The sequence below is a fragment of the Nocardioides sp. genome (assembly GCF_034670285.1).
Classification (GTDB): domain Bacteria; phylum Actinomycetota; class Actinomycetes; order Propionibacteriales; family Nocardioidaceae; genus Nocardioides.
Genome location: NZ_JAXMNS010000066.1, coordinates 1 through 11,778 on the forward strand (window position 1 = coordinate 1; position 11,778 = coordinate 11,778).

The following is an 11,778-nucleotide window of genomic DNA, read 5'->3' on the forward strand; positions in this document are numbered from 1 at the left end:
AAGCAGGCACCGGTCACCGAGGTGCTGCTCGTGCTCGACGCGACCACGGGTCAGAACGGCATGATCCAGGCCCGCGTCTTCAGCGAGGTCGTCGACGTCACCGGCATCGTGCTCACCAAGCTCGACGGCTCGGCCAAGGGCGGCATCGTCGTCGCGGTGCAGCGCGAGCTCGGCGTCCCGGTCAAGCTCGTCGGGCTGGGCGAGGGTCCCGACGACCTGGCCCCCTTCGATGCGGCAGCGTTCGTCGACGCGCTCCTGGGCTAGAGCACTTGAGCGTGGATTTACACGCTCGCAACAAAGCAGCGAGGTTCGTTACCTGACTCGAACATCCCTCGGACGGCGGCGAAATGTCGCCACAGCAGGCTTCCAAGGAATCAGGCGGAACGAGGTCGACAGCGACGTCGACCTCTCCCGCCACCCGAGATCGAATTCCATGGAGGTCCTGTGGACGGCTATAACGCCTTCATGCTCGTGGCCACGCTGCTCGTGCTGATGATGACCACTCCGGCACTGGCATTGTTCTACGGCGGCATGACGCGCTCGAAGTCTGTGCTCAACATGATGATGATGTCCTACGTCGCGATGGCCATCGTCGGCATCCTGTGGGTGCTGTACGGCTACTCGATGGTGTTCGGTGGTGACGGCACGTTCTTCGCCTCACCGTTCACCAACTTCGGTCTCAAGGACCTGGGTTACGACGGCTACACCTTCATGATGTTCCAGCTGACGTTCGCGGTCATCACCACCGCGCTGATCAGCGGTGCGATCGCCGACCGCGTGAAGTTCTGGGCCTGGGTCATCTTCGTCCCGCTCTGGGCGACGTTGTCCTACTTCCCGCTGGCCCACATGGTCTTCGGCTGCACCGACGACGCCCTGATCTGCACCTCGATCGGTGCTCAGGACTACGCCGGTGGCACCGCGGTGCACATCAACGCCGGTATCGCCGGCCTCGTGCTCGCCCTGGTCGTCGGCAAGCGCCTCGGCTTCGGCAAGGAAGCCATGCGCCCGCACAACCTGACGCTCACCATGCTCGGTGCGGCCCTCCTCTGGGTCGGCTGGTACGGCTTCAACGTCGGGTCGCTCGTGTTCAGCGACGACATCGACACCAGCACGCAGTTCCTCAACGAGACCGGCCTGACGTTCGCCAACACGACGCTCGCCACCATGGCCGCCATCCTCGGCTGGCTCGTCGTGGAGCGTCTGCTCCACGGCAAGGCCACCTCGCTGGGTGCAGCGTCGGGCATCGTCGCCGGCCTCGTCGCCATCACGCCGGCCGCCGGCGCGGTGGACATCTTCGGTGCCCTCGCGATCGGTGTCGTCTCCGGTGCCGTGTGCGCCTGGGCCGTTGGCCTGAAGTTCAAGCTCGGCCTCGACGACTCCCTCGACGTCGTCGGCGTCCACCTCGTGGGTGGCGTCGTCGGCACCGTCCTGATCGGTCTCTTCTCGGTCACCGCCGACGCGGACTCCGGCATCGCCGGCGGCGCTGTCGACGGGCTGTTCTACGGCGGCGGCCTCGGCTCGCTCGGTGACCAGGTCCTCGGTGTCCTGGTGGCCGTCCTGTGGTCGGGCATCGCGACGCTCGTCATCGCCCTGGTGATCAAGTACACGATCGGCTGGCGCGTCGCCGAGGAGGCCGAGGTCGGCGGGATCGACCTCGACCAGCACGGTGAGTCCGCGTACGACCTGCACGCCGGCGCCCTGTCCGGCAAGAACGAGGGGGTCCTCAAGTGAAGCTCGTGACCGCGGTGATCAAGCCGCACAAGTGGGAAGACGTCCGCGAGGCCCTCGAGACCTTCGGCGTGACCGGGATGACGGTCAGCGAGGTCAGCGGCTACGGCCGCCAGAAGGGTCACACCGAGGTCTACCGGGGTGCGGAGTACGACATCGCCCTGGTGCCGAAGATCCGCATCGAGATCGTCGTCGACGACAACGACGCTGCCGACATCGTCGACATCATCGTCCGGACCGCCCAGACCGGGCGGATCGGCGACGGCAAGGTCTGGGTGAGCGGCGTCGAGACCGTCGTCCGAGTGCGCACCGGCGACAAGGACGAAGCCGCTCTCTGAGCGGGCCCGACCCAAGCAGCACGACTGCAGGCGGACCGACCCAGCAGCGCTCGGGGCTGCGCACCGTCGTCCGTGAAGAAGCACCCGGCCCGGTCGTCCTCGGACGACCGGGCCGAGTGCTTCCCCGCAGGCTCGGCGGGGGTCAGGCATGATCGGCTGCAACGGCATGCACCACCACGCCCCGCTCGGGGCCTGACGAGGAGACACCGAACTGATGAAGCTCGTGACCGCGATCATCAAGCCCCACAAGTGGGAAGACGTCCGCCAGGCCCTCGAGACCGCCGGCGTGAGCGGCATGACCGTCGGCGAGGTGAGCGGCTACGGCCGTCAGAAGGGCCACACGGAGGTCTACCGGGGCGCGGAGTACGAGATCAACCTCGTGCCCAAGATCCGGCTGGAGGTCGCGGTCGAGGACGGCGACGCGGACGCGATCGTCCACGCCATCGTGCGCAGCGCGCAGACGGGCAGCATCGGTGACGGCAAGATCTGGGTCTCGGCCCTCGAGTCCGTCGTGCGCGTGCGCACCGGCGACCGCGACGGGGCGGCGATCTGAACCTCATGGCAGCCCAGCAGTGACCGCCGACGAACGCGCCGCCCGCACGCGGGCGGCTGACCAGCTGTGCATCGACGCCTACGCCGACTGCTCCGGCCCCGAGATCGGGGTCGCGATGGTCGCCGTCGGCGGCTACGGCCGTGGCGAGCTCGCCCCGCACTCCGACCTCGACGTCGTCCTGGTGCACGACGAGGGCGTCGACCTCGGCGAGCTCGCCCAGAAGGTCTGGTACCCGCTGTGGGACTCCGGCTCCGCGCTGGACCACTCGGTGCGCTCGCTGCCCGAGATGGTCTCGGCATCGGACGCCGACCATCGCGTCGCGTCCGGGCTGCTCGACGTACGACACATCACCGGCGACCCCAACCTCACCCTGCGGCTGCGTGCCACGACGCTCGCCCAGTGGCGCAAGGGAGCCCGCACGCGACTGCCCGAGGTCCGCACCTCGGCGCTGAACCGGCACCGCCTGATCGGCGAGCTGGCCCATCTCTCGGTGCCGGACGTCAAGGAGGCCGAGGGAGGCCTGCGCGACGCCACGACGCTGCGCGGCATCGTGGCGACCTGGCTGGTCGACGTGCCCCACACCGAGCTCGAGCAGAGCCGTCAGGCGCTCCTCGACGTCCGCGACGTCGTCCAGGGCCTCGCCGGGCGGGGGAGTGACCGCATCGTCCCGGAGATGTGGCCCGACCTGGCCGAGGCCCTCGGCCTGGCCGACGACCGAGCCGCCCAGGCACACGTGCGCGAGATCGGTCGACGCATCACCCACCTCTCGCGGCTGGCCTGGCGTCGGGTGGACGGCGTCCTGTCGCGTCCGGTCTCGCCCCGCACGCCTCGTCGTCCGGTCCTCGAGCCGCTCGCGACCGGGGTCGCGCTCTCGGCCGGCGAGGTCGTGCTCGACAAGAAGGCCGACCCCGCCAAGGACCCCGTGCTGCTGCTGCGCGCCGCGACGGCCGCCGCCGAGCGCAACGTCGTCCTCGCCCCGCCCACCGCCGCCCGCCTGGTGCGGGAGTGTCCACCGCTGCCCGAGCCGTGGCCGGAGGAGGCGCGCCAGCTGCTCGTGCGACTGCTCGCCTCGGGCCGTGGCCTGCTCGAGGTCTGGGAGACGCTGGAGGAGACCGGCGCCCTCACCCGGATCCTGCCGGAGTGGGAGCGCGTGCACTCGCTCCCGCACGCCTCGGTGATCCACCGCTTCACCGTCGACCGGCACGTGGTGGAGACCTGCATCGAGGCCTCCGAGCTGATCCGGGCGGTCGCGCGCCCCGACGTCCTCATGGTCGCTGCCCTGCTCCACGACATCGGCAAGGGCGGCCTCACCGAGCACAGCGTCGCCGGTGAGCCCATCGCCCGAGCCGCCGCGCAGCGGATGGGGTTCGACGAGGAGTGCGTCGAGCTGATCGCGCTGCTGGTGCGCTGGCACCTCCTGCTGGCGACCACCGCCACCACGCGCGACCCGGACGACCCCGCCACGGTCGACCTGGTCGCCTCGACCCTGGGGACCGCCGAGGCGCTGTCGCTGCTGAGCGCTCTCACCGAGGCCGACGCCAAGGCGACCTCGCCGAAGGCCTGGTCGTCGTGGCGTGCCGGCCTGATCACCGACCTCGCGCGGCGGGCCCACGCGGCCCTCGACAGCGGCGTCGCCCTGCCGGCGATCACCACCGACGAGCTCCCGGTGCCCGAGAACCTCAACCCCACGTCGGTGTCGATCGCGATCGAGCCGGTGCCGGAGGGGTCGCGGATCACCACGATCGCCCTCGACCGGGTCGGGCTGCTCGCCGACTTCGCCGCGATGCTCGCGATGCAGCGCGTGCCCGTGCGGGCTGCACGCATCTGGGCGCAGGGGCCCTACGGCGTCTCGGTGTGGGAGGTCGCGGCCGAGGGCGTCGACCCGGCCATTTTGCGCACCAAGTACGACGCCATCGTGGGCGGGCGGGCCGACCCGCTCACCCGGTTCGCCCCGGCCGGCACCGGCCCCCTCGCGCCGACGGTCGCCGTGCGGCCCGAGGCCAGCGAGCAGTCCACGGTGCTGGAGGTGCGCGCCGCCGACCGGCCCGGGGTCGTCTACCTGGTCTGCCACGCGCTGGCCGGCCTCGGTGTGGCGGTGCGCTCGGCCCACCTCGACACCCTCGGGCCGCAGGCCGTCGACGTGTTCTACCTCCAGGAGGACTCCGCCGGGGCGCTCTCGGAGACTCGTGCGGCCGAGGCCGCCCACGCCGTGAGGGCTGCCCTGAGCTGAGCCCGAGCTGAGCCCGAGCTGAGTCAACCCGGTGCGACGGTCGGGAGCCGCCACGGTGGCGGCTAGTCTTGGCGGGTCCCTGACCTCCGGCCCGTAGGACCCATCTGTGTTCGCAACACTCTCCGATCGCCTCGCTGACACCTTCAAGAACCTCCGGGGGAAGGGTCGGCTCTCCGAGGCCGACATCGACGCGACCGCGCGTGAGATCCGCATCGCCCTGCTCGAGGCCGACGTGGCGCTGCCCGTCGTCAAGGAGTTCGTGGCGGCCGTCAAGGACCGCGCCCGCACCGACGAGGTCAGCGCCGCGCTCAACCCGGCGCAGCAGATCATCAAGATCGTGCACGAGGAGCTCGTCACGATCCTCGGTGGCGAGACCCGGCGCCTGCGCTACGCCAAGACCGGTCCGACCGTGATCATGCTCGCCGGCCTCCAAGGCGCCGGCAAGACGACCTTGGCAGCCAAGCTCGCGCTGTGGCTCAAGGAGCAGGACAAGTCGCCGGTGCTCGTCGCCTGCGACCTGCAGCGACCCAACGCGGTCCAGCAGCTGCAGGTCAACGGTGAGCGGGTCGGCGTACCCGTCTTCGCACCGGAGGTCGGCAACGGGACGGGCGACCCCGTCGCCGTCGCCAAGGCCGCGATGGAAGAAGCCAAGCGCAAGCTCTACGACGTCGTCATCGTCGACACCGCGGGTCGTCTCGGTGTCGATGCCGAGCTGATGCAGCAGGCCTCCGACATCCGCGACGCCGTCCGGCCCGACGAGACGCTGTTCGTCGTCGACGCGATGATCGGCCAGGACGCCGTCGTCACCGCTCAGGCGTTCCTCGACGGAGTCGGCTACGACGGCGTCGTGCTGACCAAGCTCGACGGCGACGCGCGCGGTGGTGCCGCGCTGTCGATCCGCCAGGTCACCGGTCGCCCGGTCATGTTCGCCTCCTCGGGCGAGAAGCTCACCGACTTCGACGTCTTCCACCCCGACCGGATGGCCTCGCGCATCCTCGACATGGGCGACATGCTCACCCTGATCGAGCAGGCCGAGAAGACCTTCGACTCCGAGCAGGCGATGGCTGCTGCCTCCAAGCTCTCGGGTCAGGGCGGGGAGTTCACCCTCGACGACTTCCTGCAGCAGATGCAGCAGGTGCGCAAGCTCGGCTCGATGTCGAAGATCCTCGGGATGCTCCCCGGCATGGGTCAGATGCGCGAGCAGCTCGAGAACTTCGACGAGCGTGAGATCGACCGCATCCAGGCCGTCATCCAGTCGATGACGCCCGCCGAGCGTGCGAACCCCAAGATCATCGACGGCTCGCGTCGCGCCCGGATCGCCAAGGGCTCGGGTCGCACCGTCAACGACGTCAACACGCTGGTCGACCGGTTCTTCGAGGCCCGCAAGATGATGATGTCGATGATGAAGGGCGGCGGGATGCCCGGCATGCCGGGGATGCCCGGCATGGGTGCCCCCGGGGGCGGCAAGCGCAAGCCGCAGCCCAAGAAGGGCAAGGGTCGCCGCGTCTCGGGCAACCCGGCCAAGGCCGCGCAGGAGGCGAAGGCCGAGAAGGAGAAGGCAGCCGCCTCGGCCGGCAACCCCTTCGGCGTCCCCGGCGAGGACATCGACTACGAGAAGGCTGCCGCCGACCTCAACCTGCCCAAGGACTTCTCCAAGTTCCTCAAGTGACTGCTCCGCCGAGGGACGTGAGGCTCGGATGAGCAAGGTGCGCTCGACGGTGGTCATCGACGCGGCGAACGTCGTGGGCGCGCGCGCCGACGGCTGGTGGAAGGACCGCGCGGGCGCGGCCCGGCGGCTGCACGAGGAGCTGCTGGTGGCCGACGTCCCGGGCGACGAGATCGTGCTCGTGCTCGAGGGCGGTGCCAAGGCCGGCGCCCGACCCGGCAAGGACGCCCACGTGCGCACCGTCCACGCCCCCAAGGATGGCGACTCCGCGATCCTCGCCGAGGCCACGAAAGCCGCGGAGAAGGGTCGTCGCGTGACCGTCGTCACCGCCGACCGCGCGCTGGCCGCGAACGTCGGTGCGGCGGGTGCGGTCGTGGTGGGCCCGACGTGGCTGCTCGACCGCCTCGACTCCTGACGCGCCCGCGCTCGGCGACACCGGGGCCGGTGTGATCCACGTTAGGTTCGGGGCATGAGCGTGCTGAAGTTCTCCGGCCCGGTGCTGCCCGACGGCGAGGTGCGTCACCTCTGCGTCGTCGACGGCCGCGTCACCTACGAACGCCATCCCGAGGGGGAGAAGGTCGTCGACGGCTGGATCGTGCCCGGTCTCGTCGACGCCCACTGCCACCTCGGGCTCGACGACGGCGGGGCGGTCACCGACGAGGAGGCCGAGGCGCAAGCGATCACCGATCGCGACGCCGGCGCCCTGCTGATCCGCGACTGCGGGTCCGCCCTCGACACCTCGTGGATGCACGAGCGCGAGGACCTGCCGCACCTGATCCGCGCAGGGCGTCACATCGCACGCACCCGGCGCTACATCCGCAACTACGCCCACGAGGTCGAGCCCGACCAGCTCGTCGAGACCGTCGTCGCCGAGGCCCGACGAGGTGACGGCTGGGTCAAGCTCGTGGGCGACTGGATCTCCCGCGACGACGGCGACCTCGCGCCGTCGTTCCCCGCCGAGACGTTCGCAGCCGCGTTCGCGGCTGCCCACGCGGAGGGCGCACGCGTCACGGCGCACTGCTTCGGCGAGGGAGTGCTCCCCGGACTCATCGAGGCGCGCATCGACTGCATCGAGCACGGCACCGGCCTCTCACCCGACCTCGTCGAGGTGATGGTCGCCCACCACGTCGCACTCGTCCCCACCGTGATGCAGATCGAGAAGTTCCCGCAGTACGCCGAAGCCGGGCGCGAGAAGTTCCCTCGCTACTCCGACCACATGACCGACCTCCACGCGCGCCAGCGCGAGACCATCATGAATGCCTACGAGGCCGGGGTCGCGCTGTACGCCGGCTCCGACGGTGGCGGCGTCAGTCGCCACGGCAACATCGGCGGCGAGATCGTCGCGATGACCGAGCTGGGGATGCCGGCCGAGTACGCCCTCGGTGCGGCCTCGTGGCGGGCCCGGGAGTGGCTGGGCCGCAACGCCACCCTCGAGGAGGGCGCACCGGCCGACTTCGTCGTCTTCGACGCCGACCCGCGCGTGGACATCACGACCGTGCTGCGCCCGGCATGCGTCGTCCTGCGCGGGCGCGTCGTCGGACACACGCGGGTCTGAGCCCGGGCTTGCCACGAAAGTGAGCCGACCGGGGCCCTGAGATTCGGACCAGACGGGATCGTCTGGCAGACTTCCCTGCTGAGTCCTGCGCGTGCGGTCCCTCTCACCGAACGAGCAGGCCCCTCGAGGGATCCGACCCGGTGTTTTCCCCACCCGGTCCAGGAACCCTCATCACACACGAGTTCCAAGGAGACACCCACCAGTGTCAGTCAAGATCCGTTTGAAGCGCCTGGGCAAGGTCCGCGTTCCCCAGTACCGCATCGTCGTCGTCGACTCGCGCAAGAAGCGTGACGGCAAGGTCATCGAGGAGATCGGCCTCTACCGTCCCAAGGAGGAGCCGAGCTTCATCAAGGTGACCTCCGAGCGCGCCCAGTACTGGCTCGGAGTCGGCGCGCAGCCGTCCGAGGCCGTTGCCAAGATCCTCCGGATCACCGGCGACTGGCAGACCTTCAAGGGCATCGCCGGCACCGAGGGCACCCTCAAGGTGGCCGAGGAGAAGAAGTCGAAGATCGACCTCTTCAACGAGGCGCTCAAGGACGCCGGCAACGAGCCCAAGGCCGCTGCCACGACCTCGAAGAAGAAGGCCGACAAGTCCGAGGACAAGGCTGAGGCCAAGTCCGAGGAGAAGGCCGAGGACAAGGCTGAGGAGAAGGCCGAGGACAAGGCTGAGGAGAAGCCGGCCGAGGAGGCTGCCCCCGAGGCTGCTGCCGAGGAGAAGGCCCCCGAGGCTGCTGACGACGCCGACAAGAAGGCCGACGCCTGATGCTCGAGGACGCTCTCGAGCACCTCGTTCGTGGTGTGGTCGACAACCCCGACGACGTCACCGTGCGTGACAAGCAGATGCGTCGCGGTGGCTCGATCCTCGAGGTCCGGGTGCACCCCGACGACCTCGGCAAGGTGATCGGGCGCGGCGGCCGTACGGCGTCCGCGTTCCGCACCGTCGACTCGGCCCTTGCCGGCAAGGGCGGCGCCCGCGTCGACTTCGTCGACGTCGATCGTCGACGCTGACCCACGCACGGCACAGCACCACCACGCACCATCACGAAGCGGGCGTCTCCTCCGGGAGGCGCCCGCTTCGTCTTTCCCCGGCGTAGGCGGAGTACCCGGATCTCCGGGTATTCCTGACGTTCTCAGGGACTGCTACCCCTGAGAACGTCAGCGACTCCCTGAGAACCCGGCCGCGGAAATAGCCGGACGCAGCGGCTCACCCATGAACTACCCACAGGGCACCCGTTGACGGCAGCTCTCCACAGGCGGCCATGCGCTCGGATTCCACTGGAGTCGATGGGGGAGAGCCGGTGCATGACAACGATGCAGATAGATCCCCAAGCGGGTTGGCTGGCCCCTCTCGACTTGCGCAGTGAGCTGATCGCGCGCGGCTACAACGACCGTGCCCTCGCACGGCTGGTGCGCGACGGCGTCCTGGCGAAGCCGCGGCGAGGCGCCTACACCGACGCGGCGACGTATGCCGCTCTCGACGCCCGCGGACGACACGCGCTGGCGTCGCGGGCAGTGCTGCGCCAAGCCAAGACCCCGGCGTCGCTGTCGCACAGCTCGTCGCTGCCGTGGTTCGGTGGAATTCGGTCTCGACCTGCGCCGCGTCCACATCACTCGCCACGATGGTCGCGCGGGACGGCGCGAGGCCGGCGTGGTCCAGCACTGCGGCGAGATCCTGGACGGCGACCTGGTCCGCCGCCACGGCCTCTCGCTGATGAGTCCGACGCGGTCGGCGTTGGAGTTCACGACGATCTCGGGTGTCGAGGCCGGCCTTGTCCAGGTGAACCACCTGCTCCACACGGGGCAGACCGATCCGCGACAGCTGGCGCAGATGCAAGAACGCCTCAACCTCTGGCCGAGCACGCTCAACACTGATCTCGTCCTGCGGCTCGCCGACAGGAAGCTGGAGAGCGTCCTGGAGTGCCGCTTCTTCTTCCTGTGCTTCCGCTACTCGGTGCCGATGCCGATCCCGCAGTTCGAGATCTTCGACGAGCGTGGTCAGGTTGCGGCCCGTCTGGACTTCGCCTGGCCGGCCCTCGGCAAGTGGGCGGAGTGTGACGGCAACGTGAAGTACGAGAAGCTCTTGCGCCCGGGAGAGCGCGCTTCCGACGTGGTGCTGCGCGAGAAGCGACGCGAAGCGATGATCTGCGAGGCCACCGGCTGGTCGTGCGCACGCTTCGACAACGACGACATCAACTGGGGACAGCACACAGCGGACCGTCTCAAGGCTTTCCTGGCCAAATGAGGGTCCGGGCGGGCACACGTTCTCAGGGAGTTCCTGACGTTCTCAGGTGAAACTTCCCCTGAGAACGTCAGGAGTACCCGGATCACCGGGGATTCCTGCCGCCGAGGGGCCGGACAGACGCACCGCCTAGGCTTGCCCCGTGAACAGCCCAGCGGAGACCATCGAGGTCGTGGTCGGCCGAATCGGCAAGCCACACGGCATCCGGGGCGAGGTGACCGTCGACGTACGAACCGACGAGCCGGAGCGCCGCTACACCCCGGGAGCGACCCTGCGCGCCCAGGCACCGCGCGGCTCGGCGTTCACCGGACGCAGCCTCACCGTCACGAGCACCCGGTGGCACCAGTCGACCCTGCTGGTGCGCTTCGACGAGCTCACCGATCGCAACACCGCCGAGGTGGCCCGCGGGGTGGTCCTGCACGCGACGATCGCGACCGACGTGACGCCGGACGACCCCGAGGAGTTCTACGACCACCAGCTGGTGGGCCTGGCCGCCCACGACGTCGACGGCACTCACCTCGGCGAGGTGACCGGCCTGGTGCACGGGGGAGCGCAGGACCTGCTGGCCATCAAGGCCCTCGACGGCCGGGCCACGCTCGTGCCCTTCGTCTCGGCACTCGTGCCCGAGGTCGACCTGGCGGCTCGCCGTGTCGTGGTCGCGGACCGGCCCGGTCTGGTCGCCCCGCTGCCGGAGGACTGACCCCACCGTGCGACTCGACTACATCACGATCTTCCCTGACTTCTTCGCCCCGCTCTCGCTCTCGCTGCCCGGCAAGGCCGCGGCGTCGGGCCTGCTGGACCTCCACGTCCACGACCTGCGCGACTTCACCCACGACCGACACCGCACCGTCGACGACAGCCCGTACGGCGGCGGCGCCGGCATGGTGATGAAGCCGGAGCCGTGGGGCGAGGCGCTCGACGCGCTCCTGCCCGACGGCGCCACGCTCGTCGTCCCCACGCCGTCCGGCACGCCGCTGCGCCAGCGCGACGCCGAGGAGCTCGCGACCCGTGAGCACCTCGTCTTCGCGTGCGGGCGCTACGAGGGGATCGACCAGCGGGTCCTGGACCACGCGGCCGGTCGGGTCGAGGTCCGCGAGATCAGCCTCGGCGACTACGTGCTCAACGGCGGTGAGGTCGCTGCGATGGTCATCACCGAGGCGGTGGTGCGTCTGCTCCCGGGCTTCATGGGCAACGCGGCATCCCTCGTGGAGGAGTCGCACACCGGCGCCGCCGGGGCGCTGCTGGAGTACCCCGTCTACACCAAGCCGTCGTCCTGGCGCGGCCTCGACGTCCCGCCTGTGCTGCTCTCCGGCGACCAGGATGGCGTGGCCCGCGAGTTGCTGGTGGCTGAGGCGTTGGCCGATGATCTGCTGGCGCGCTGGGGGCTGGACAAGGTGTCCCGTTCGGCGACCGTCACAGGCAGCAAGCTGGAAATGATGGCTTTGCAGCATCCCTTCCTGGAGGCCCAG

12 protein-coding genes and 2 pseudogenes are annotated in these 11,778 nt (G+C 69.8%); all 14 read left to right on the forward strand.

From position 1 onward, the window contains the following. Positions 1–264, forward strand: a pseudogene (locus VOI19_RS05120) (signal recognition particle-docking protein FtsY); the annotation flags it as partial. 180 nt (positions 265–444) lie between these two features. Then, entirely contained in the window at positions 445–1,731 is a 1,287-nt protein-coding gene (locus tag VOI19_RS05125; RefSeq protein ID WP_323791879.1) for an ammonium transporter, read from the forward strand. Continuing rightward, the gene (locus tag VOI19_RS05130) at positions 1,728–2,066 is read left to right on the forward strand and encodes a P-II family nitrogen regulator (protein WP_323791880.1); all 339 of its coding nucleotides are present in this window, start codon (positions 1,728–1,730) and stop codon (positions 2,064–2,066) included. The genes VOI19_RS05125 and VOI19_RS05130 overlap by 4 nt, the downstream gene beginning before the upstream one ends. Positions 2,067–2,280: 214 nt before the next feature. Next, positions 2,281–2,619: a P-II family nitrogen regulator gene (locus VOI19_RS05135; RefSeq protein ID WP_323791881.1), complete on the forward strand. Its 339-nt coding sequence runs from the start codon at positions 2,281–2,283 to the stop codon at positions 2,617–2,619. A 19-nt stretch (positions 2,620–2,638) separates the two neighbouring features. After that, complete coding sequence (locus tag VOI19_RS05140) at positions 2,639–4,849, forward strand: [protein-PII] uridylyltransferase (RefSeq protein ID WP_323791882.1); 2,211 nt, start codon at positions 2,639–2,641, stop codon at positions 4,847–4,849. A gap of 106 nt (positions 4,850–4,955) precedes the next feature. Next, on the forward strand, positions 4,956–6,518 hold the full coding sequence (gene ffh, locus VOI19_RS05145; protein ID WP_323791883.1) for a signal recognition particle protein: 1,563 nt from the start codon (positions 4,956–4,958) through the stop codon (positions 6,516–6,518). A gap of 28 nt (positions 6,519–6,546) precedes the next feature. After that, positions 6,547–6,930 (forward strand): hypothetical protein, encoded by a 384-nt coding sequence (locus VOI19_RS05150; protein WP_323791884.1) that lies wholly within the window; start codon positions 6,547–6,549, stop codon positions 6,928–6,930. A gap of 54 nt (positions 6,931–6,984) precedes the next feature. Beyond that, positions 6,985–8,070, forward strand: a complete 1,086-nt coding sequence (locus VOI19_RS05155) for an amidohydrolase family protein (protein WP_323791885.1) — start codon at positions 6,985–6,987, stop codon at positions 8,068–8,070. A gap of 202 nt (positions 8,071–8,272) precedes the next feature. Next, complete coding sequence (gene rpsP, locus VOI19_RS05160; protein ID WP_323791886.1) at positions 8,273–8,833, forward strand: 30S ribosomal protein S16; 561 nt, start codon at positions 8,273–8,275, stop codon at positions 8,831–8,833. After that, positions 8,833–9,078 (forward strand): RNA-binding protein, encoded by a 246-nt coding sequence (locus VOI19_RS05165; protein ID WP_323791887.1) that lies wholly within the window; start codon positions 8,833–8,835, stop codon positions 9,076–9,078. The genes rpsP and VOI19_RS05165 overlap by 1 nt, the downstream gene beginning before the upstream one ends. 303 nt (positions 9,079–9,381) lie before the next feature. Beyond that, positions 9,382–9,507: pseudogene (locus tag VOI19_RS19360) on the forward strand (hypothetical protein); the annotation flags it as partial. Positions 9,508–9,643: 136 nt separating this feature from the next. Then, positions 9,644–10,312, forward strand: coding sequence for a hypothetical protein (locus VOI19_RS05170; protein ID WP_323791888.1), 669 nt, complete (start codon positions 9,644–9,646; stop codon positions 10,310–10,312). Between the two features lie 139 nt (positions 10,313–10,451). Then, a complete protein-coding gene (rimM, locus tag VOI19_RS05175; protein ID WP_323791889.1) occupies positions 10,452–11,009 on the forward strand; it encodes a ribosome maturation factor RimM in 558 nt (185 codons plus the stop codon). Between the two features lie 7 nt (positions 11,010–11,016). Continuing rightward, positions 11,017–11,778 (forward strand): tRNA (guanosine(37)-N1)-methyltransferase TrmD (gene trmD, locus VOI19_RS05180; protein ID WP_323791890.1); only part of this gene is annotated, 762 nt, incomplete at its 3' end.

What these genes read in the sequence shown, in the direction of transcription:
- VOI19_RS05135 (WP_323791881.1), top strand. Translation starts at nt 2,281, where the DNA reads ATGAAGCTCGTGACCGCGATCATCAAGCCCCACAAGTGGGAAGACGTC.
- VOI19_RS05150 (WP_323791884.1), top strand. Translation starts at nt 6,547, where the DNA reads ATGAGCAAGGTGCGCTCGACGGTGGTCATCGACGCGGCGAACGTCGTG.
- VOI19_RS05155 (WP_323791885.1), top strand. Translation starts at nt 6,985, where the DNA reads ATGAGCGTGCTGAAGTTCTCCGGCCCGGTGCTGCCCGACGGCGAGGTG.
- VOI19_RS05165 (WP_323791887.1), top strand. Translation starts at nt 8,833, where the DNA reads ATGCTCGAGGACGCTCTCGAGCACCTCGTTCGTGGTGTGGTCGACAAC.